Here is a 21400-nt window from a genome sequence, read left to right as displayed (position 1 = left end):
TTCAGCTCCGGCGGGCCTGCCGGAACGGGATGTCGCGATCGACTTCCGGCTCCTTGGCCAGGCCCAGGACACGTTCGCCGATGATGTTGCGCTGGATCTGGTCGGTGCCGCCGCCGATCGAGGTGAAGAACGCATTGAGGGTGAGGAAGTTGACGTCGTCGGACTCTGGATTCTCGGGTCCGGCGAAAAGAGCTTCGGCACCGATGATCTCGGTCTTCAGCCGGGCCTCGGCGTGCAGGATGCTCGACATGGCCAGCTTGCCCAGCGACATGACGGAGCTGGATGTGCCTTGCGCGGCAGCGGCTTTGGCCCGGGCATTGTTCAGAGAGTTCAGTTCGCGCAAGGCCAGCACATTCGCCAGGTCCTTGCGCACCGCCGGATCCTCCAGGCGGCCGTGATCGCGGGCCAGGCCGATGAGATCGTCGGCCCGGGTCCGGTTGCGTGAGCCGCGGCCGGCGTCACCCATGATCGAGCGCTCGTATGCCAGGGCGGTCTGCAGCACCTTCCAGCCGTTGCCCTCGCCGCCCAGGAGGTAGGCGTCGGACACCCTCGCGTCGGTGATGAAGACCTCGTTGAAGTGTGATTCGCCGGTGATCTGGACCAGTGGACGGACCTCGATGCCGGGCTGGCGCATCGGGATCATGAAGAAGCTCAAGCCTTTGTGCTTGGGCACGTCCCAGTCGGTGCGGGCGATCAGCAGCGCGTATTCGGCGGTGGTAGCGCCCGATGTCCACACCTTCTGGCCGTTGACCACCCACTCGTCGCCGTCTCGGACCGCGGTGGTGCGCACCGCGGCGAGATCGGATCCGGCGCCGGGCTCGCTGTAGAGCAGGCAGGTGCGGATGCGTTCGGTGAGGAAGTCACGCACCAGGTCGTTCTTGAGCTGCTCGGTGCCGAACTTGAGTGCGGTGTTGGCCGGGATGCTGTATTTGTCCTGCCGTGCCCCCGGAGCCTTGGCCGCGCGGAATTCCTGCTCGATGACCGCGGCGAGCTTGTTCGGGTAGCCCCGTCCGAACCATTCGGTGGGGAAGGTGGGTACGGCGTACCCCGCCTCGAGCACCTTCTCCAGCCAGGCCACCTTCTCCGGCGAACTGACCCACGGATTGGTGGATTTCGGCAGGCCGGACCAATTCTGGGCCAGCCAGGCACGCACCTCGGTGCGCAGTTTGTCGGCGTCGGGCAGATCATCGGCCGTCATCTTCAGGCGCCTTTCGAGGTGAGGTAGCGCTCGCGGTGCAGCCCCGAGCCGCCGAGCAGTTGCAGGCCGGTGCGGGCCCGGCGCAGGAACAGGTGTGCCGGATGCTCCCAGGTGAAGGCGATACCGCCGTGCATCTGGATCGCCGACATGGCGGTCGTGTGGTACGCCTCGGCGCAGGTAAACCCGGCCAGAGCGATTGCCCCGGGGGATTTTTCGCTTCCGGATGCCAGCTCGGCAGCGGCGTGCTGGGCGGCCGAGGTGGCCGATTCGACCTGCAGCAGTAGATCGGCCGCCATGTGTTTGAGGGCCTGGAAGCTGCCGATCGGGCGGCCGAACTGGATCCGGGTCTTGAGGTAGTCCACGGTGATGTCGAAGATGCGCCGTGCTCCGCCGACCTGTTCGCCGGCCAGCGCGATCACGGCGAGGTCGAGTGCCTGCTGTACCGCGTCCCATCCAGCGGTGCCGATGCGGCGCGCCGGCGTGGCGTCGAAGGCGTAGGTCGAAAGGGGGACGGTCGGATCGAAAACCGTTGCGGCCGTGCGTTCGAAGCCGTCGGCGTCAGGTTCGATCCGGAAAATGCCGAAGTCTCCGTCGACGCGGGCCACCACCAGGATCACGTCGGCCACCTGGCCGTGGATGACGTAGTGGGCGTTGCCGGTCAGGGTGTGATCGCCCTGCGAATCCGTTCCCGTGGTGGCGCGTACCGCGACGCCCTCCGGCGCCCAGGTTCCGCGGGAGCCGGTCAGTGCGACGGTTCCGATGGACGTCCCGTCGACCAGCCCCGGCAGCAGCGCTCGCTTGTCGTCGTCGGCGCCTGCGGATTCGATCAGGGCCGACGCCAGCACGGCGCTGGCCAAAAACGGCGCGGGCAGCAGCGCAGCCCCGGCCGCCTCGGCGACGGCCTCGAGCTCCAGCGCGCCCAGGCCGACGCCGCCGTACTCGGTTCCGACCAGCAGGCCGGTCACGCCTTGGGCTGCCAGCCGGCGCCACAACCCGCGATCGAATCCGTCCTCGGTGCTCATCACCCGGCGCACGTCCTGCTCGGTGCATTCGTCGTGCAACAAGTCCGAGACCGCGGCGGCAAGCTCCGCCCGTTCGGCCACACTGATCGTCATGTGCACCCGCCTTCCTCGTCGGGTCCATCGAATCCGGCCTGAGCCGTGGTGTAAATCACGGAATCGGACACCGGTAGGTTTCCGATTGCGACATGCTGGCCCTAGCCCCGTCGGCTGAGGTTGCGGAGCACGCCGAGCACATTGGGGATGAGCGCGGAGTCGCGGGCTTGCGAGTGTGCGGCGACCAGGTCCACTCCGAGGGTTGCCGGCGCCAGGGGCACGTACCGCACCCCGGCGATGTCGAGTGCGGCAGCCGGACCCGGCACGATCGCGACCCCTAGCCCCGCCGCCACCAACGTCACCAGGGTGGACGTCTCGGAGACCTCCTGGCGAATCCGGGGCGTAAACCCGGAATCGGCGCACAGTGAGGTGACCACGTTGCTCATCACCGACCGGCCGTGACCGGCGTGGACGACGAAGTCCTCCGGACGCAGATCGTTCACCGTCACCTCGGCGCAGTCGGCCAGCCGATGACCCGCTGGGAGCACTGCCAGCAGGCGGTCGCGCCGGATGATCTCGGTCATGATGCCGTCGCGGCTGACCGGTGGCCGCAGCAGCGCCAGATCGATCGCGCCCGTTTCCAGGGCGTCGAGCTGGGCTGGTGCCAGCATCTCGCCGCGCACGCTGACCTCGACACCGGGCAGGGATTCACCGAGGGCGCGGACCAGTTGCGGCAGTAGTGAGTAGGTGGCTGATCCGACGCAGCCGATTGCCACGCGGCCCTCGATGCCGGCTGCGATGCGGCGAGCCTCCTCGCCCGCGTCGTTCACGGCGTCGAGTACCTCCACCGTGCGCCGCAGGTAGGCGTGCCCGGCCGGGGTGAGTTCGACGCTGCGGGTGGTCCGGGCCAGTAGTGGCACTCCGAGCTCGCGTTCGAGCTGGCGGATCTGCTGGGACAGCGGCGGCTGCGCGATGTGCAGGCGCTCCGCGGCACGACCGAAGTGCAGCTCCTCGCCGACCGCCCGGAAATAACGCAGATGTCGCAATTCCATGATTAGAACTCTCTGAATATCAATAACTATATTTTGAGTATTTCACAATATTGGTCCAGCTCCATACGGTGGAATCATGACTTCCGGCCAGTCCGCCTCCCAAGTGGTGATCTGCAATCCCCTCCGCACGCCAGTCGGCCGGATGGGCGGCGCGCTCGCCGCGTTGACCGCCTGCGACCTGGCGACCCTCACGCTGAGTGAGCTGGTCGCCCGTGCCGGGCTGGGCGAACAGGACGTGGACGATGTCATCCTGGGCCAGGGCTATGCCAATGGCGAGTCGCCTGCCATCGGCCGGATTGCCGCGCTCGACGCGGGGCTGGGCACCCGGGTGCCGGGTCTGCAGGTCGACCGTCGCTGTGGATCAGGGCTGCAGGCCGTGCTCTATGCGGCCGGTCAGGTGGCCACCGGCGCCGCTCGCTTGGTCGTCGCCGGTGGTGCGGAGTCGATGTCCAACGTCGAGCACTACGCCTTGGGATTGCGCACCGGGGTGCGGCAGGGTGCCGTCGCATTGCAGGACCGGCTGGATCGTGCGCGTGAAACAGCCGGTGGTGCAAGCTATCCCATCAACGGTGGAATGATCGAGACCGCGGAGAACCTACGTCGTGAATACGGCATCTCCCGCGACGATCAGGACGAGCTCGCGGTTCGCTCGCATCGCCGCGCGGTCGCCGCACACGATGCCGGCCGCTTCGTCGACGAGATGGTCCCGGTGACCGTGCCAGGCGGTCGCGGCAAGCCCGACACCACCGTAGACCGCGACGAGCACCCGCGGGCCGACGTCACCGTCGCAGACCTGGCGGCGTTGCGCCCCATCCGAATCAAGACCGACGCCGAGGCCAGCGTCACCGCGGGCAACGCGTCGGGCCAGAATGACGGCGCCGCCATGTGCGTTGTCACGACTCGTGCTGAGGCCGAAAAGCGCGGCCTGACACCTCTTCTGGCCCTGAAGTCGTGGGCGGTCAGCGGCTGCGACCCCAAGACCATGGGAATCGGACCGGTCAGCGCCACCGCCGCGGCGTTGGACCGCGCGGACCTGACCCTCGATGAGCTCGACCTCATCGAACTCAACGAGGCCTTCGCGGTACAGGTGCTCGCGGTGTTGGCCGAATGGAAGATCGACCCACTCGACGAACGGCTCAACCCCAACGGATCCGGAATCTCACTCGGGCATCCCATCGGGGCGACGGGTGCCCGAATCCTGGCCACTGCGGCCTACGAAGCGGTCCGCCGTGAGGCCGGCCATGTGTTGGAGACCATGTGCATCGGTGGGGGACAAGGACTCGCCGCGGTTTTCGAGGTGATCCGATGACCGCCGTTGCCCTCCACCATGTCGTCACCGGGCGTGCCGACGGTCCGGTGGTCGTATTCTCCAACTCGCTGGGCTCCACCCATCGCATGTGGGATGCCCAGGTGGCGGCCTTCGAGGAACGATTTCGCGTGGTGCGCTACGACACCCGCGGCCACGGGCAGTCGCCGGCACCGGACGGGCCGTACACGATCGATGACCTCGCCGACGACCTTGTCGCCCTGTTGGATTCACTCGATGTCGCACGCGCCCACCTGGTGGGACTCTCACTGGGTGGTATGACCGTGATGCGGGTCGCCGCCCGCAATCCCGAGCGCGTCGACCGCCTGGCTGTGTTGTGCACCGGAGCGCAGCTGCCACCGGCCGCGGCGTGGACCGACCGTGCGGCCACGGTGCGCGCCGAAGGGAGTACAGCCGTCGCAGAAGCTGTCGTGGCCCGCTGGTTCACCCCCGGCTTCCCCGGCGACCGCGGCCCATGGGAGGCGATGGTGGCCGCGACACCGGCCGAAGGGTATGCCGGGTGCTGCGAGGCGATCGCGGCGCTGGATCTGCGTGCGGACCTGCCGAGGATCGGCGCACCCACATTGGCCATCGCCGGCATCGACGACACCGCGACCCCGCCGGCCAAACTGGCCGAGATCTCCGATGCCGTCCCCGGCGCGAAGCTGATCGAAGTCGCGCACGCCGCGCACCTGGCCAACGCCGAACAACCTGGCATCATCACCCCCGCCCTCATCGAGCATCTGGAGCAGCAGTCATGACCCTCAACAAGGTGGTCGGCTCGGCCGCGGAAGCGGTAGCCGACATCCCCAGTGGTTCAAGCCTTGCGGTCGGGGGATTCGGGCTGGCCGGTATCCCGTGGTTCTTGATCGGGGCGCTGCTGGAGCAGGGTGCCGGCGATCTCACGATCGTGTCCAACAACTGCGGCGTCGACGGCGCCGGTCTCGGCCTGCTCCTGGAGGCGGGCCGGATCAGCCGCGTCATCGCGTCCTACGTCGGCGAGAACAAGGAGTTCGCCCGCCAGTACCTGGCCGGCGAGCTGACCGTCGAGCTCACGCCGCAGGGCACACTCGCCGAGCGAATGCGCGCCGGCGGCAGCGGAATCGGCGCCTTCTTCACCCCGACCGGGGTCGGGACCCTGGTCGCCGACGGTGGCCTGCCATGGCGCTACCACCCCGACGGCACGGTCGCGGTGGCCTCGCCGGCCAAGGAGGTCCGCACGTTCGGCGGCAAGGAGATGGTGCTCGAGGAGTCCATCGTCACCGACTACGCCCTCGTTCGCGCAGCCGTCGTCGACAAGGCCGGCAACTGCAAATTCCATGCCGCCGCCCGCAACTTCAACCCGCCGGCGGCGATGTCGGGCCGCATCACCGTGGTCGAGGCCGAAAAAGTCGTCGAGGTCGGCGAATTGCACCCCGATGAGGTCCACCTGCCCGGCATCTTCGTCAAGCGGATCGTCGAGCTGACCCCGGAAGAGGCCGCCCACAAGGACATCGAGAAGCGCACCACTCGCGAACGAGGAGAAACCCGATGAGCTGGACTCGCGAACAGATGGCTGCGCGCGCCGCCGCCGAACTTCGTGACGGCGACTACGTCAACCTCGGTATCGGCCTGCCCACGCTGATCCCGGACTACCTGCCCGAAGGCTCGGATGTCACTCTGCACGCAGAGAACGGGATCCTCGGAGTAGGTCCGTTCCCGTACGACGACGAGGTGGACCCAGACCTGATCAATGCGGGCAAGCAGACCGTGTCGCTCGTGCCCGGCGCGTCGTTCTTCGACTCCGCGACCAGTTTCGCGATGATCCGCGGCGGTCACGTCGACGTCGCGGTGCTGGGCGGTATGCAGGTGGCCGCGAACGGTGATCTCGCCAACTGGATGGTGCCCGGCTCGATGGTCAAGGGCATGGGCGGGGCTATGGATCTGGTCAACGGCGCGGGTCGTGTCATCGTGCTGATGGATCACATGTCCAAAAGCGGTGCAGCCAAGCTTGTTTCGGCGTGCGACCTGCCGCTGACCGGTAAGGGAGTGGTCAGCCGGGTGATCACCGACCTCGGGGTCTTCGACGTCACGGGCGACGGATTCGACCTGCTCGAATTGGCTCCCGGCGTCGGATACGACCATATCGTGGCCAACACCGCCGCGCCTGTGAACTATCCTCCGCGGAGCGCGGCCAACTCTGCGCGGGACCGCACACCGAGCTTCGCGTAGATCCTTGTGAGGTGGTACTGCACGGTCTTCGGTGAGACGTACAGCTCGGCGGCCACTTCACGGTTCGTCAATCCCTTTGCGACGAGTGTGGTTACCGCGTCTTCCTGTGGCGTCAAATCGACACTGTCACGCGACCCGCGCAGCTGATGCAAGCCGCCCGCCTTGAGCTCACGCTCGCAGCGGGCCACGAAAGTCTGCGCACCGAGCGATAGATACAACTCCCGTGCGGTGCTGATCACCTCGTCCGCCTGGCGACGTTTGCCGGCCCGGCGCAGCGTCTGTCCGTAGGCGAAGTTGACCCGCGCACGGTCGTACCGCAGCGGCAGCCCGTCCAAGAGCGCGAGAGACTCCTCGAATCTGGCTCGGGCGGCAGGCAGGTCACCCATCGCGCCCAGCAGCCTGCCGCGTGCGTAACCGAGTCTGGCCATCGCCGAGCGATGCTCGCGCTTTCGGGCCTGGGCTTCGTGCGGTCGCAAGAACTCGTCCGCGGCCACCAATTTGCCTTGGAGGACAAGGGCGTTGGCCAACAGATCGGGCCACGGCCAGTAACCCGGCTCGGCCAGCGAGGTGCCCCGCGCCATCCGGGCCAGCGGTTCCAGCACGCGCCACACCTTGGCGTAGTCGGCCTCGGCCTCGGCGACGTGGGCTCGAGCGAGAATCGTCGGTATGCGGGCCATCTCGTAGTCCTGGGTGACGACGTCGGCGGCCCGCACCGCCAGGTTTGCGTCAGCCCAGTCTCCGCGAAGCGCATGGATCTGCGCCGCAGTCCATTCCAGCAACGGTGTGACGATCACGATGCCGCTCGATGCAGCCAGGTCGCGGCCCGCCCTGACGGAAGACAGTGCAGCATCCCAGTCACCGCACACGAAATGCACCCGGGCCAGCCACCCCTGCGCCCACAGCGTGATCCGTGTCGAACCTCCCAGGGCCGCTGTGGATACTGCGCTTTCGAGGTTGCTGCGAGCGGTGTCGACATCGTCTCGGATGAACTGCAGCCACCCTCGGCCCATCGTGATCCGCTGTGCCTGGGCACCGTGTCGCACCCTGGCGGCGAGTTCGTCGTAGGCTGCTGTCGCTTTGCCGGGATACCCTGCCGCGGCCAGACCGAGGCCGCGAACGGCGGCCGATTCGATCCCGGCGGGGGAGTCGCGATCGCTGAGGCGCAGCGCGGTGTCGGCCCAGGCCACCAGCTCGTCGCCGCGACAACGCACGAGCGAATGCAGAACGTACCGTTGCGCGATCAACGCGGCCGTATCGGGCTCGCGCTCGGCGTTGACGATGTCCCACGCTCGGCGCAGGCGTACCTCGGCCTCGGTAGCACGGCCGCGCAGGATGGCCAGATAGGCCAGAACCGCGTTGCGCAAGGGTGTTTCGCGTAGGCTCTCCACCGCCGGGACGAGCGCCGCGGCGGCTCCGCAGTCGCCCGCGGCCACCAGGGCGTCCACGGCAAGGGTCAGGCGCTCGTCACGCAAGAGCGGCTCCGGTGTGAGTCGACTGGCATCACGGAACAGCGAAGCCGCCCTGGCCCACGCTCCCTCGGTGCCGTGTTCCCGCGCCAGGGCCTCGATGTCGCCGGCGAGGTTCTCGTCGGGCATCGGGGCGGCGGCCACCCGGTGCCGCAAGCGACGGTCGGGGTCGTCGACTATTTCGGCAGCCCGTTGGTGCGCCTCGGCGGTGCGGTGGGCGCTCATCTGCGCCAGGATGGCGGCCCGGGTCATGGCGTCGGGCAGCTGGGGCTCGAAAGTTACGACGTGCGAGATCAACCCGGCACCGGCGACCTGGTCGATGGCGCGCAAGGGATCGGGAAGCGCAGCGAGTTCAGCGGCTTCGGCCAACGTCGCGTCGTCGCCCAGCACCGCCAGTGCCTCGAGAAGTGCCCGCCCATCCGGTCCACATGCGGCCAGCTGTCCGCGGACCCGTTCGACCACGTATCGCGGCGCCGGCAGGCTCGCATCGGGGCGTGCCCACACCGCGGCGGGCACCTCGTCGAGAAGGGCGAGGACATCGCGAGGATTACCGTGCGTGTGCCCGGTCAACGTGTCCGCCATGGTGGGATGTATGACGACGCCGCGCAGCCGCGCCAACTCGGTCACAGCCGCCGTCGGCAAGCCGGACAACGTCAGCACCTCGTCGGTGAGGCTGACGGGCACGGCGGCAACCGATGATGCGGTGAGAACGACCAGGACAGGGATGTCCCGTTGATGGCGGACCAGGGTCGAAAGTGCTTGCAGTGATTCGATATCCGCATACTCGGCGTCGTCGATTGCGAGCAGGCCGACCCCCGTCGCACGCAGGTGGTCGACAAGGTGTGCGGCAGCCTGAACCGGGTCGGCCGGAACTTCATCCTGAATCAGCTGTGCGAGCACGCCGCCCGGCAGATCGGATTCCCACGGAACCGCTCGTGCCCACCATGCGCCGTGCGCGGCGGTGAGCTCACGCACCAAGGTGGTTTTCCCGATGCCCGGCTCACCGACCACCGCGACCACGGCCGCACCGTGGTTGATCGTGGCGGCGAGGTGGTCGGCGAGTTTTGTCAGTTCGCGGTCCCGCCCCATGCAGCCGGAGGAGCCTTCGAGCACGTTTCCATGGTAAGCGGCAGCGTGTCAGCCCTGGTCGCCCCCGGCGACGTGTCAGCCTTGGTCGCCTCCGGCGACCGGGAGGACGGTGCCGGTGATATAGGAGGCCTCGTCGGACGCCAGGAAACAGATCGCCGCCGATTGCTCGTCGAGGGTTCCGTAGCGGTGCATCAGAGAAGACTCCAGTGTCTGGTCGATGTGTCCCTGGAACCACTCCCGCTCGGTGTCATCGGCGGGCTCGGGAGTGCCCCGGGAAATCCGGCGCGGGGGTGCCTCTGTGCCACCGGGGGCGGTAGCCACCACGCGTACCCCGGCGTCGGCATACTCCAGCGCCAGTGACGCGGTGATCGCGTTGATTCCTCCCTTGGCCGCCGAGTATGGGATCCGGTGGATTCCACGGGTAGCAGCCGAGGACACGTTGACGATAACACCGCCGCCGTGCGAAACCATCGCCGGCAACACCGCGCGAGACGCGAACAACGTGGTCATCAACGACCGGGTGACCTCCGCCTGGATCTCGGCTTCGGAGAACTCGGTGAATGGCTTGAAGTTGATGGCACCACCCACGTTGTTGATCAACACATCGATCCGGCCGAACTCCAAGAGTGCTTGGCGTACAACATTGTCGGCGTTCTCGTAATGTTCCAGATCGGCCGTCACCGCCAGGTTGCGCGGACCGCCGACAGCCAGTTCGTCAGCGAGTTCCTTTACGAGCTCCGATCGGTCGACGAGAACGAGCGTCCCGCCTTCGGCGCTGATGCGACGGGCGGTGTGCTCACCGATTCCCTGCGCGGCGCCGGTGATCACGACGACCTTGCCGGTGAACCGGCCGGGGGTGATGAACTTCGGTTTCCGGGCTTCGAGGTGGTCGGCCATCGCACGACGCATGGTCTGCTTCGACCGGTCGGCATGCGCGATCATCAAAGCGCGTGCGGCGCTTCGGTCCCCGCTCTCGAAGGCCTTGACGATGTCCACGTGGTCCTGGGCGCACAGCGGATGACACCATGTTGCATCGCTCAGCACCTCGCTCATGCGGCCTTTCACGCCGAGCGCCTGATATGCCTGCAGCAGATGATCGTTGCCGGTGAGGGTGAACAGATAGTCGTGGAATGCGGCATTGGTCTCGGTGTACTGCCGGGCGTCGACGAAATGATCACCCTCGACGTACGGCAGAGTCGACTCGGCAAGCAACCGGTATCCGGCGAGCTGCCCGCTGGTCAACCGCCCCAACGTCAGTTCGAGTGCGCCGAGTTCGAGGGCTTGGCGTGCTTCGAACAGCGCGTCGGACTCGTGGACCTCAGGGTGTTCCTCGCCGATCTGATAGCCGTCGGCGGTGACTGTCGGAGGCTCGGGTTGTCTGACAGCCACCGCGGCTGGGTCCGGCGCGGCCGCGCCGAAGATCTCCTGGCCCATGACAGCGCGGAAGTCCGGACCGCCGGAGGTCTCTGGAGTGGGATCGGCACCGCCGGTTTCGACGACTCCGGCCGGGCCCGTCCCGGTACCGTTGGGAGCCACCAACTGGCCGGCCACCATGCGCATTCGGTCGGTTTCGCCGTCGTCACTGCCTGTTGATGGACCGGTCCAGGCAGCAATCGCGGTCTCGGGGAACAGGTTCTGTCCCGTCACCTCGCGCGCGTCCGCAGCGGTCGGCAGTTGCTCAGCCGGAGCGGTCCGCCCGGCCGGCGCCGGGCTGGCCGTCATCGCGGGCACCGCCGGTACTGCCAGGGCGAACTTCTCGTAGAAGAAGCCACTGGGCTCGATGCCGGACCGGGCAATGTGCTTGCGTACCGCCTCCACCATCGGGGGCGGTCCGCACAGGTAGATCGCGACGTCGCCGTTGTAGAGGTGCGCCGGATCGATCAGGCTCGTGACGTACGCCTTGTCCGGCCCCTTGTTCGGCGCGGTGCTGGCCGGATCGGACACACAGTATTCCCAACTGAACCCAGGCAGATCGGCTGCCAGTCGGGCTAATTCGTCGAGTGCCACGACGTCGTCGTCGGTGGAGGCGCCATAGATCAGGTGGGCGCGGCGGTGGCTCCCGTCGTCGCGTAACCGCCGCAGTATGGACAGGATCGGAGCCAGCCCGGTGCCGCCGGCCAGCAGCAGGATCGGGCGGTCAGCCGCCCGCAGGAAGAACGAACCGTGCGGCCCGGTGAACGTCAGGGTGTCGCCGACCGCCGCCCGTTCGGTCAGATAGGTCGACATGGCGCCGCCGGGAGTCAACTTGATCAGGAACGTCAGGCGGTCGCTGTCAGGGCCGTTGCTGAACGAGTACGAGCGGGTCGCGGTACCGGCGCCGGTGTCGGTACCCGGCACAGTGATGTTCACGTACTGGCCGGGGAGAAAAGCCAATTCGGAGCGGTTCTGGATCTCGACACCGAGATGCACGGTGGTGGATGACAGGCGTTCGAGTTCGACGACCTCGGCGAGGTAACTAGCCGCTTCCGTCTTGGCGATCTCGGACGTGCTGGCGATCTGCAGCACCAGGTCCGAGCGCGGCTTCATGCAGCACGGAAGCGCGTAGCCCGCAGCCGCCTCGTCGTCGGACAGGGCATCCGAGATATAGGTGCCGCCGTCGTATTCTCCGGACTCGCACAGCGCTTTACACGTGCCGCACGCACCGTCGCGGCAGTCCAGGGGGATGTTGATGCGTTGACGGTAGGAGGCGTCGGCGACGGTCTGATCGCCGCGGCAGGTGATGAACCGGGTCACCCCGTCTTCGAAAGCCAGAGCCACCCGGTGGGTGGCCGGTTCGGATGTGACAGTCATTGGGATACCTCAGCCCGGATCAGAAGTGGTACACGTCCACCACGTGGTGGATGTAGTCGTTCTTGAGCACTACGGTCTTTCGCCGGATCAGTGGTTGCTCGCCGGAGAAGTCGATGGTGTAGAAGGACGTCCCGTAATAGGGATCTACCGTCTTGTAGCGGAAATACATGGTGTGCCAATTGAATCGGATATCCACCAGGTCGCCGCGCCGTTCGATCACCTCGACGTTGCTGATGTTGTGACTCGTGCGTGGTTCGGGAAGTGACGTCGCCGAAGATCGTTCGGTGCGGATGCGGAACACCCGATCCTCGAGTCCGCCCTTGTTGTCGTAGTAGATCAGCGAGATGTCGCGTTGCGGATCCTCGACGAGTCGATCGTCGTCGGTCCACGACGGCATCCAGTACACGACGTCGTCTGCGTAACAGGCGAGCCACTTCTCGAACTCGCGGTCGTCGAGATAACGCGCCTCGCGGTAGAGGAATTGCTCGATCGCGTTCTGGGTGATCAGCTTCGGCTGAGAGTTGACCGGGGGCTGAGTCCCGGTTCGGACCTGGGTGCTCATCGGTCAGCCTCCTCCTGTGCCAGTGCCTCGCGCATGGTCTGTAGCCAGTACCCGTGCTGGACGGGGTAGAGCCCCTCGTCCTCGTTGCGTACGCCGGCCGAGACGATGCCAGTCATACCGAGTGACTGCGCCACCGGGTCCGGGCCCGAAAGCCAGTGCTGGGCACCGCGACTCATGTCGTTCCACGGCGCGGCTGTGGCACGGAAGGTGAGCTGGCACGAGCGGAACTCTTCGAGGTCATCAGGTGTGGCCATGCCGGAGGCATTGAAAAAATCCTCGTATTGGCGGATGCGTTGGGCCCGGGCGGCGTCGCTCTCACCCTTTGGGGCGATGCAGTAGATGGTGACCTCGGTCTTGTCCGCCGCGATCGGGCGGAAATGGCGGATCTGGGTCGAGAACTGGTCCATCAGGTACAAATTCGGGTAAACGCACAGATTGCGTGAGCCCTTGACCATGAATTCGCCCTTGGCTTCGCCGTATTGGGCCTTGAGGTCGTCGAGCTTGTCCCACAGGGGGCGATCCTCGGGGTTGGCCGCCCATGTCCACAGGCACAGGTGGCCATGTGGGAATGACCAGTAGCCGCCTCCGGACTTGCCCCACCCGCCGGCGTCGAGTGCTTTGGTCTCGTTCTTCGATTCGCCGGTGCTGCGCCGTCCGGTGGTGGCAGCGTAGTTCCAGTGGGTGGCGGTGACGTGATAGCCGTCGGCACCGTTCTCGGCCTGCACCTTCCAGTTGCCGTCGTAGGTGTAGGTCGACGAACCCCTCAGTACCTCAAGGCCTTCGGGGGACTGGTCGACCAACATGTCGATCACGGTCGTGGCATCGCCGAGGTGCTCGGCCAGCGGCAGCACATCGGCGTTGAGACTGCCGAACAGGAACCCCCGGTAGCTTTCGAAGCGTGCGACCTTGGTCATGTTGTGGGAGCCGCCCGAGTTGAAGGTGTCCGGATAGCCCGCGCCCTCAGGGTCTTTGACTTTGAGCAGGGTGCCGTCGTTGCGGAACGTCCAGCCGTGGAACGGGCAGGTCAGCGTTACGCGGTTGTCGGTCTTGCGCCTGCAGACCATCGCGCCGCGATGGGCGCAGGCATTGATCAGGCAGTTGAGAGTTCCTTTTGCGTCCCGGGTGATCACCACGGGCTGACGACCGATGTACGTCGTGAAGTAATCGCCGGGGTTGGGCAGCTGGCTCTCGTGGGCAAGGTAAAGCCAGTTGCCCTCGAAGATGTGCTTCATCTCCAGCTCGAAGAGTTCTTCGTCGGTGAAGATCCGGCGGTTGGCTCGGTACACGCCGGCCTGCGGGTCATCGATCACCGCATCGGCCAACACGGTGGCCAGATGTGGGTGCGAAACCGGGACTGTAGCTGTCATTGGGGTGCCTCCAGATGAGCGCAGATGCGCGGATATCTGCACTCTGGCACGGAGTGGTCGCCGTCACACTAGGAAGTTGCCTAGTCCTGGCCTGGGCATTGATTAATGAATTTTGCCTATGAATGGGCCGTAAATGAGTCCTTGTTCCATATCTATGCCGGCGATACCGTCGATATGTCAGGAGTCACATACCCGCCCGAAATTCGACGTAGGAGGCCGCGATGGAGCTACGGCACCTGCGCTACTTCGTGGCCGTGGCCGAGACCTGCCATTTCGGCCGGGCCGCCGAGCAGTTGCACGTTGCCCAACCTGCCCTGTCCTACGCGATCCGTCAGCTCGAGGCCGAACTCGGCGTCACGTTGTTCAACCGGACCACCCGCCAGGTCTCGTTGACTGCTGCGGGGGAGTTCCTCCGGTCTGAGGCGCATCGCATCCTTGCGGGTGTGGAGGACGCCGAACGCGGTGTACGACGAATCGCGGGGGGGAGCGGCGGTGTACTGCGTCTGGGCCTCACCGGCACCGCAGCGTTCTCGCATCTGCCGCGTATCGCCCGAATCGTCAAACGTGAACTGCCCGCCGTGGCGTTGGAAATCCAAGCCGACATGTTGACGCCGGCTCAGTGTGACGGATTGCGTGGCGGCGCACTCGATCTGGGTGTCCTGCGGCCACCTGCCGTCGGGGACGGTATCGAGATGGCCACCGTCGAAGTGGAATCGCTGGTCTTGGCGGTTTCGGCCGATCACCGGCTCGCCGTGGAACCTGTTGTCTCGCTTGAAGACCTACGTTCGGAGCCGTTCATCGCATACGCCAGTCGCGACTCAGCAGTCAACGATGCAGTGCTGCGCAGTTGCCGGGCGGCCGGGTTCGTGCCGCACCGTGAACACTCGGCCCCTGGGACGGCGGTGCTGCTGGCGCTAGTGGCCGCTGGTCTCGGCGTGGCGGTGGTTCCCGAGTCGGTGCAGGCGCTGCCACTCGACGGCGTCGTGTTCCGCGATCTCGTCGACGGCGGAACCGTCGAGCTGGCGCTGGCTTGGCTCCGCGATGCAGACAACCCTTTGGTCGACGCAGTGGTCGACGTTCTCACCCCCGCGATCAGCCGTGAGCTTGCCGGCGGGCATCAGGAGGCGCTATGAAAATAACCGCGATTGAGGCGATCCCGTTCTCCATCCCGTATCTGAAGCCGCTGCGCTTCGCCTCCGGCGAAGTCCATGCCGCTGAGCACGTCCTCGTGCGGGTGCACACCGACGACGGCATCGTCGGCGTCGCCGAGGCGCCACCGCGCCCGTTCACCTACGGTGAGACGCAACCCGGCATCGTCGCAGTGATCGATCAGATATTCGCCCCCGCGCTGGTCGGCCTGTCCCTTACCGAACGGGAAGTGGCCGGCGGCCGGATGGCTCGGACCGTCGGTAACCCGACCGCCAAAGCTGCCGTCGACATGGCGATATGGGACGCGTTCGGCAGGACCTTGGGGCTTTCGGCAAGCGAACTGCTCGGCGGCTACACCGACCGCATGCGGGTCAGCCACATGCTGGGGTTCGACGAACCCGCCAAGATGGTTTCCGAGGCGCAGCAGATGCGAGATGTCCACGGCATCAGCACCTTCAAGGTCAAGGTGGGGCGGCGTCCGGTGTCGCTGGACATTGCCGTGGTGCGAGCCCTGCGGGAGCACTTCGGCGACGACGTCGAACTCTACGTGGACGGCAACCGAGGTTGGTCGGCCACCGAATCGCTGCGTGCGATGCAGGAGATGGCCGATCTCGACCTGCTCTTTGCCGAGGAACTCTGCCCTGCCGACGACGTGTTCGGAAGACGTTGGCTCGTAGAAAAACTCGACGTTCCGTTCATCGCCGACGAATCGGTGCCCACCCCTGCCGATGTGACCCGCGAGGTACTCGGCGGCTCGGCCACGGCGATCAGCATCAAAACGGCCCGCACCGGCTTCACCACCTCGTCGCGTGTCCACCACCTCGCGGAAGGGCTCGGCCTGGAGATGGTGATGGGCAACCAGATCGACGGTCAGCTCGGTACGGCGTGTGCGATCGCATTCGGTACTGCCTACGAGCGCACCTCGCGCTACGCCGGTGAACTGTCCAACTTCCTCGACATGAGCGACGACCTACTGACCGAACCGTTGCAGATCACCGACGGCCAGCTGCACCGCAGGCCCGGAGCCGGGCTCGGCGTCGACATCGACCCCGACAAGCTCGCGCGGTATCGCACCGACAACTGAACACCCTCAGTACACCCTCAGGAGACCGTCATCATGACCACTTTCGAAACGCCGCAAGCCTCGGCCGCCGCTTCGGGCGCCCAGGCCACCGAGCGATTCCACACCGACAAGTCGCCGTTCGAGGCGGTGCGCGACGTGCCCGCCGAGCGGGTCAGCGAGCTGGCGCGCGAAGTGCTCGGCGCAGTGCACGACACCATCCGCCGGCACCGGGTCACCTACGACGAGTACAACGCCCTCAAGGCGTGGCTGATCAGCGTCGGACAGGACGGCGAGTGGCCCCTGTTCCTCGACGTGTGGGTGGAGCACGTCGTCGAGGAGGTGGCGACGTCGCATCGGCACGGCAACAAGGGCAGTATCGAAGGCCCCTACTACGTGCCCGATTCACCCGAGCTGGGCGCCGATGCGACGATGCCGATGCGCGACGGTGAAGTGGGCACACGGCTGGTCTGGGAAGGCACCATCCGTTCGACCGACGGCCGTCCGCTGGCGGGCAAGGTCGAACTTTGGCACGCCGACTCCGACGGGTTCTACTCGCAGTTCGCCCCCGGCCTGCCCGAGTGGAATCTGCGCGGCAGTATCTCGACCGGGCCTGACGGCGCATTCCGGATCACCACGATCCGGCCCGCGCCCTATCAGATCCCGACCGACGGCTCGTGCGGCAAGCTCATCGCGGCCGCCGGCTGGCATGCCTGGCGTCCGGCGCACCTGCACGTGAAGGTGTCGGCGCCCGGTCACGAGCTGCTCACGGCGCAGCTGTACTTCCCCGGCGACCCACACAACGGGGACGACATCGCCACTGCTGTCAAACCCGAGCTGATGCTCGATCCGATCGCCCAGCCTGACGGCAGCGAAAAGGTGACGTACAGCTTCGTCCTGGATCCCGAAAGCTGAGTTGCGCTGTGTTGTTTCACGTGCGGATGGACGTCCGTATTCCCCACGACATGGATTCCGATACTCGAGCGCAGCTCGTCGCGCGGGAAAAGGCCTACTCGCAGCAGTTGCAGCATTCCGGGAAGTGGCCGCAGATCTGGCGGATCGTCGGTGAGTACTCGAACTACTCGATCTTCGACGTCGAGTCCAACGACGAACTGCACACCCTGATCTCGGCGTTGCCACTCTTCCCCTACATGAACATCCACGTGACGCCGTTGGCCCGGCATCCGTCCGACGTGAAGGACTCAGAGGTGACGGCCTAGGCAGGGGCGGCGATGTCGGCCGTCACCGCAGAGGTCGCGCGGATCAGGTCTTCGGGGGACAGCGCGACGTCCAATCCACGCTTGCCGGCACTGCACAGCACCTTGTCGAAGGCCAGCGCCGAGGTGTCGACGACGGTGGGCAGGCGCTTGCGCTGGCCGAGCGGCGAGATGCCACCGACCACGTAGCCGCTGGACCGCTGAGCCGCCGCGGGGTCCGCCATTTCCGCTTTGGGGACGCCCAGCGCGGCCGCGGCGGCCTTCAGTGACAGCTTCCGCGGTACGGGTATGACGGCCACCGCCAACCCTTTGGGCGTGGCGATCACGAGTGTCTTGAACACCTGCTCGGCGACGATGCCGTCGGCGGCGAGCTGGGCCACGGCCTCCTCGCCGAACGATTCGTTGCGAGGATCGTGCTGGTAGGCCACGATTTCGTGGTGAATGCCTGCCGAGACCAGAGCCGCGATCGCGGGTGTTGCTGCACGGGCCACGGCGCTCAAGGGTAGCCGGGCACGCCGGGAACACAGCGGCCCCTACATGCTGTTATTGCTCTCGACACCTGCTCAGCGCTACTTGTCGGTAGCACGCTCTAGGATCTGAAGGAGGATTCTGGTGCCAACCGTATGCCTGGAACGGCCGACGAATACCCAGTGGTATTCCGGAGCTCTTGGTGGCGCCGTGACAGAAGGGAAGGTGTTTCCCACGATGACTGACGTCGAGCAGGCTGAGCCTGACGCGCCGCAGCCGACGACCGAAACAGATGCCGAGCTCACCGCACGGTTCGAACGTGACGCCATTCCGCTGCTGGACCAGCTCTACGGCGGCGCCCTGCGGATGACCCGCAATCCCGCCGACGCCGAGGACCTGCTGCAGGAAACCATGGTCAAGGCCTACGCCGGGTTCCGGTCATTCCGTGAGGGGACCAACCTCAAGGCGTGGCTCTACCGCATCCTGACCAACACCTACATCAACAGCTACCGCAAGAAGCAGCGTCAGCCCGCCGAATATCCGACGGACGAGATCACTGACTGGCAGTTGGCATCGAATGCCGAGCATTCGTCGACCGGCCTGCGATCGGCAGAGGTCGAGGCCCTGGAGGCACTGCCCGACACCGAGATCAAGGCGGCGTTGCAGGCGTTACCCGAGGAGTTCCGGATGGCGGTGTACTACGCCGACGTCGAGGGCTTCCCCTACAAGGAGATCGCCGAAATCATGGATACACCCATCGGGACGGTGATGTCGCGACTGCACCGCGGCCGCAAGCAGCTGCGCGATCTGCTGTCCGATGTGGCCAGGGATCGCGGGTTCATCCGAGGTCAGCAGCTTGGTGCGCCGGAGGAGGTGTCGTCATGAGCGACAAGCACGATGAGGACGAGCGCTGGACCCCGCCGATCGGTCCCGTCGACCCCGAGCATCCCGACTGCGCTGCGGTGATCGCCGAGGTGTGGACGCTGCTCGACGGTGAATGCACTCCCGAAAGTCGCGACAAGCTCAAGCACCACCTCGAAGAGTGCCCGGCCTGCCTACGCCACTACGGGGTCGAGGAGCGCGTCAAGCGGCTCATCGCGGCCAAGTGCAGCGGTGAGAAGGCCCCGGAGGGCCTGCGGGAACGGCTGCGCATCCAGATCAGCCAGACCACGATCATCAGGGGCTGACCAGGCGTTCGGCCTGGTGGCCCGACGACAAACCGCCCGATCTCCGAAGGGAGTCGGGCGGTCACAGTCAGCCGAAACGGCTTAGCGCACTGCCTTCGAACCGGCGTTGGGGCGCTTGCCGTGGTTCGCCTTCGAGTGCTTGCGGTCCCGCTTCTTGCGGCCACGCTTCGCCATGATGATCCTCCAGATGGTGTAAGAACTTGCTCCCTAGTGTCTCATGACCCGGGGGCGGCGCTGACCACCCGGTGTTGTGGTTCGATATAGGCCGCAGAAGTAGTCGGGTAGCAGCCGGAGTGAAGTGGGGTGAAGATGGCCGAGGACGTTCGCGCCGAAATCGTGGCCAGTGTGCTCGAGGTCGTGGTTCACGAGGGCGATCAGATCGGTGCGGGGGACACCCTGGTGCTGCTGGAATCGATGAAGATGGAGATCCCGGTTCTCGCCGAGGTCGCCGGCACCGTGACCAAGGTCAATGTGGCCGAGGGCGACGTGATCCAGGCCGGCGATCTCATCGCGGTGATCGACTGACACCGGAGTTGGCTGATGTCAACCCTCGGTGACCTGCTCGCCGAGCACACCGTGCTGCCCGGCAGCGCGGTGGATCATCTGCATGCGGTGGTCGGGGAGTGGCAGCTGTTGGCCGACCTGTCGTTCGCCGATTACCTGATGTGGGTGCGTCGTGACGACGGGGTGCTGGTGTGCGTCGCTCAGGTGCGTCCGAACACCGCCCCGACGGTACTGCTGGCCGATTCGGTCGGCACGCTGGCCGCAGCCGCGGATCAAGACGTCATCACCACGGCTTTCGAGTCCGGTGCGATCGGGCGGGGAAGTGGTGGAGCCCAACGACATTCGCCGGACCTGCCGGGCCTGAACGTGGAAGCGGTGCCGGTGCGGCACCGCGATCATGTGGTCGCGGTGCTCACGCACCAGACCGCGTTGGCGGCCCGCCCGATGGCCAGTCCCTTGGAGGGCGCCTACCTGGATTGTGCGAGCGATCTGCTGCACATGCTGTCCGAGGGCACCTTCCCGAATGTCGGTGATCTGGCCATGTCGCGTTCCAGCCCGCGAGTGGGTGACGGGTTCATCCGGCTCGACGAGGTCGGCGATGTGGTGTTCGCCAGTCCCAACGCCATCTCGGCCTATCACCGCATGGGCCTGGCCTCCGAACTCGACGGGCACAACCTGGTCGCCATCACCCGGCCGTTGATCTCCGACCCGTTCGAGGCGCAGGAACTGGCCAACCACGTGCGGGACTCGCTGGCCGGCGGCTCCAGCATGCGCATGGAAGTCGACGCCGGCGGTGCGGCGGTGCTCTTGCGGACCCTGCCGCTGGTCGTGCATGGGGCGGCGGTCGGGGCGGCCGTCCTGATCCGGGACGTCACCGAGGTCAAGCGACGGGACCGGGCGCTGCTGAGTAAAGACGCCACCATCCGCGAGATCCACCACCGGGTCAAGAACAACCTGCAGACCGTGGCGGCCCTGTTGCGGCTGCAGGCGCGCCGGACCAACAACCTGGAGGCCCGCGAGGCGCTGATCGAATCGGTGCGACGGGTGTCCTCGATCGCTCTGGTGCACGACGCGCTGTCCATGTCGGTCGACGAAGAGGTCAACCTCGACGAGGTGATCGACCGGATCCTGCCGATCATGAACGACGTTGCCTCGGTGGACACTCCGATTCGGATCAACCGCGACGGTGCGCTCGGTGTGTTGGACGCCGACCGCGCGACGGCGTTGATCATGGTGATCACCGAGCTGGTGCAGAACGCCATCGAGCACGCCTTCGACGCGAATACACCCCAGGGTTGCGTGACGATCAAGGCTGAGCGGTCGGCCCGCTGGCTCGACGTCGTCGTGCACGACGACGGCCGCGGGGTGCCCGACGGCTTCAGCCTGGAGAAGTCCGACCGGCTGGGTCTTCAGATCGTCCGAACGCTGGTCACCGCGGAGTTGGACGGTTCCCTGGGCATGCACGAGGGTGCCTCGGGGGGAACCGATGTGGTGCTGCGGGTGCCGATCGGCCGCCGCACTCGCGGTATTCAGTAGCCGGCCCGCCCAGCGGGTTCCCAGGGTGCGCACAGCGGCACGCCAGTACCGATGAAGTAATTGCCCAGCCGTACCAATACGAAATGTGACGACAATTACGCAATTTGCTGCGGAAATTGTCGCCGAAATAAGCTACGGCCCCGACATTCGTCGGGGCCGTAGCTTGCGGCGGGTTCGGACCGA

At 66.2% G+C, this 21400-nt stretch carries 21 protein-coding genes; 12 read left to right on the top strand and 9 right to left on the bottom strand.

Annotated elements, in window-relative coordinates:
* Position 1: 1 nt before the first annotated feature.
* The 3 genes from K6L26_RS22930 to K6L26_RS22920 form a co-directional block, all read right to left on the bottom strand.
* Positions 2–1198 (bottom strand): acyl-CoA dehydrogenase family protein, encoded by a 1197-nt coding sequence (locus K6L26_RS22930; RefSeq protein WP_064895242.1) that lies wholly within the window; start codon positions 1196–1198, stop codon positions 2–4.
* 2 nt (positions 1199–1200) lie between these two features.
* Positions 1201–2313 (bottom strand): acyl-CoA dehydrogenase family protein, encoded by a 1113-nt coding sequence (locus K6L26_RS22925; RefSeq protein ID WP_064895240.1) that lies wholly within the window; start codon positions 2311–2313, stop codon positions 1201–1203.
* 101 nt (positions 2314–2414) lie between these two features.
* Positions 2415–3305: a LysR substrate-binding domain-containing protein gene (locus tag K6L26_RS22920; RefSeq protein ID WP_064895237.1), complete on the bottom strand. Its 891-nt coding sequence runs from the start codon at positions 3303–3305 to the stop codon at positions 2415–2417.
* A gap of 76 nt (positions 3306–3381) precedes the next feature.
* Between K6L26_RS22920 and K6L26_RS22915 the strand changes: the two genes are divergently transcribed.
* The 4 genes from K6L26_RS22915 to K6L26_RS22900 are packed head-to-tail and all read left to right on the top strand — an operon-like array spanning position 3382 to position 6822.
* On the top strand, positions 3382–4614 hold the full coding sequence (locus tag K6L26_RS22915; RefSeq protein WP_064895235.1) for an acetyl-CoA C-acetyltransferase: 1233 nt from the start codon (positions 3382–3384) through the stop codon (positions 4612–4614).
* Positions 4611–5372 carry a 3-oxoadipate enol-lactonase gene (gene pcaD / locus K6L26_RS22910; RefSeq protein ID WP_019347436.1) on the top strand — a complete coding sequence of 254 codons (762 nt, stop codon included), beginning with the start codon at positions 4611–4613 and terminating at the stop codon, positions 5370–5372. Before K6L26_RS22915 ends, pcaD begins: the two co-directional genes overlap by 4 nt.
* Positions 5369–6145, top strand: a complete 777-nt coding sequence (locus tag K6L26_RS22905) for a CoA transferase subunit A (protein ID WP_019347435.1) — start codon at positions 5369–5371, stop codon at positions 6143–6145. The genes pcaD and K6L26_RS22905 overlap by 4 nt, the downstream gene beginning before the upstream one ends.
* Positions 6142–6822: a CoA transferase subunit B gene (locus tag K6L26_RS22900; RefSeq protein ID WP_019347434.1), complete on the top strand. Its 681-nt coding sequence runs from the start codon at positions 6142–6144 to the stop codon at positions 6820–6822. The genes K6L26_RS22905 and K6L26_RS22900 overlap by 4 nt, the downstream gene beginning before the upstream one ends.
* Here the strand turns inward: K6L26_RS22900 and K6L26_RS22895 are convergent.
* From K6L26_RS22895 to benA, 4 genes are all read right to left on the bottom strand, one after another.
* The gene (locus K6L26_RS22895) at positions 6765–9377 is read right to left on the bottom strand and encodes a helix-turn-helix transcriptional regulator (protein WP_019347433.1); all 2613 of its coding nucleotides are present in this window, start codon (positions 9375–9377) and stop codon (positions 6765–6767) included. The two genes, K6L26_RS22900 and K6L26_RS22895, sit on opposite strands and share 58 nt — an antisense overlap.
* A 75-nt stretch (positions 9378–9452) precedes the next feature.
* Positions 9453–12167, bottom strand: coding sequence for a benzoate 1,2-dioxygenase electron transfer component BenC (gene benC, locus K6L26_RS22890; protein ID WP_047038092.1), 2715 nt, complete (start codon positions 12165–12167; stop codon positions 9453–9455).
* A gap of 19 nt (positions 12168–12186) precedes the next feature.
* Entirely contained in the window at positions 12187–12729 is a 543-nt protein-coding gene (gene benB / locus K6L26_RS22885) for a benzoate 1,2-dioxygenase small subunit (RefSeq protein ID WP_019348765.1), read from the bottom strand.
* On the bottom strand, positions 12726–14096 hold the full coding sequence (gene benA / locus K6L26_RS22880) for a benzoate 1,2-dioxygenase large subunit (RefSeq protein ID WP_043370976.1): 1371 nt from the start codon (positions 14094–14096) through the stop codon (positions 12726–12728). The genes benB and benA overlap by 4 nt, the downstream gene beginning before the upstream one ends.
* A gap of 221 nt (positions 14097–14317) precedes the next feature.
* On the opposite strand from benA, the gene K6L26_RS22875 reads away from it, so the two are divergent.
* The 4 genes from K6L26_RS22875 to catC are packed head-to-tail and all read left to right on the top strand — an operon-like array spanning position 14318 to position 17525.
* Positions 14318–15229, top strand: a complete 912-nt coding sequence (locus tag K6L26_RS22875) for a LysR substrate-binding domain-containing protein (RefSeq protein WP_019348767.1) — start codon at positions 14318–14320, stop codon at positions 15227–15229.
* The gene (locus K6L26_RS22870) at positions 15226–16329 is read left to right on the top strand and encodes a mandelate racemase/muconate lactonizing enzyme family protein (protein ID WP_064895233.1); all 1104 of its coding nucleotides are present in this window, start codon (positions 15226–15228) and stop codon (positions 16327–16329) included. The genes K6L26_RS22875 and K6L26_RS22870 overlap by 4 nt, the downstream gene beginning before the upstream one ends.
* Positions 16330–16362: 33 nt before the next feature.
* A complete protein-coding gene (catA, locus tag K6L26_RS22865; protein WP_019348769.1) occupies positions 16363–17220 on the top strand; it encodes a catechol 1,2-dioxygenase in 858 nt (285 codons plus the stop codon).
* Between the two features lie 8 nt (positions 17221–17228).
* Entirely contained in the window at positions 17229–17525 is a 297-nt protein-coding gene (gene catC, locus K6L26_RS22860; RefSeq protein WP_019348770.1) for a muconolactone Delta-isomerase, read from the top strand.
* On the opposite strand, the gene ybaK is transcribed toward catC, so the two are convergent.
* Positions 17522–18013, bottom strand: coding sequence for a Cys-tRNA(Pro) deacylase (ybaK, locus tag K6L26_RS22855; RefSeq protein WP_064895231.1), 492 nt, complete (start codon positions 18011–18013; stop codon positions 17522–17524). The genes catC and ybaK overlap by 4 nt on opposite strands.
* A gap of 214 nt (positions 18014–18227) precedes the next feature.
* Between ybaK and K6L26_RS22850 the strand changes: the two genes are divergently transcribed.
* Both K6L26_RS22850 and rsrA read left to right on the top strand, forming a co-directional pair.
* A complete protein-coding gene (locus K6L26_RS22850; protein ID WP_019348772.1) occupies positions 18228–18875 on the top strand; it encodes a sigma-70 family RNA polymerase sigma factor in 648 nt (215 codons plus the stop codon).
* Positions 18872–19177, top strand: coding sequence for a mycothiol system anti-sigma-R factor (rsrA, locus tag K6L26_RS22845; protein ID WP_019348773.1), 306 nt, complete (start codon positions 18872–18874; stop codon positions 19175–19177). Before K6L26_RS22850 ends, rsrA begins: the two co-directional genes overlap by 4 nt.
* An 81-nt stretch (positions 19178–19258) precedes the next feature.
* Here rsrA and K6L26_RS32065 read toward each other — a convergent pair whose 3' ends face one another.
* Positions 19259–19351: a 50S ribosomal protein bL37 gene (locus K6L26_RS32065; RefSeq protein WP_109749001.1), complete on the bottom strand. Its 93-nt coding sequence runs from the start codon at positions 19349–19351 to the stop codon at positions 19259–19261.
* Between the two features lie 135 nt (positions 19352–19486).
* On the opposite strand from K6L26_RS32065, the gene K6L26_RS22840 reads away from it, so the two are divergent.
* Both K6L26_RS22840 and K6L26_RS22835 read left to right on the top strand, forming a co-directional pair.
* The gene (locus tag K6L26_RS22840; RefSeq protein ID WP_003882798.1) at positions 19487–19702 is read left to right on the top strand and encodes a biotin/lipoyl-binding carrier protein; all 216 of its coding nucleotides are present in this window, start codon (positions 19487–19489) and stop codon (positions 19700–19702) included.
* Positions 19703–19717: 15 nt separating this feature from the next.
* Entirely contained in the window at positions 19718–21217 is a 1500-nt protein-coding gene (locus K6L26_RS22835) for a sensor histidine kinase (protein ID WP_064895229.1), read from the top strand.
* The last annotated feature ends 183 nt before the right edge of the window (positions 21218–21400 follow it).

The sequence above is a fragment of the Mycobacterium farcinogenes genome, assembly GCF_019739075.1.
GTDB classification, from domain to species: domain Bacteria; phylum Actinomycetota; class Actinomycetes; order Mycobacteriales; family Mycobacteriaceae; genus Mycobacterium; species Mycobacterium senegalense.
Note: the sequence above shows the minus strand (reverse complement) of the source record. Positions and strands in the feature narration are given on the sequence as shown.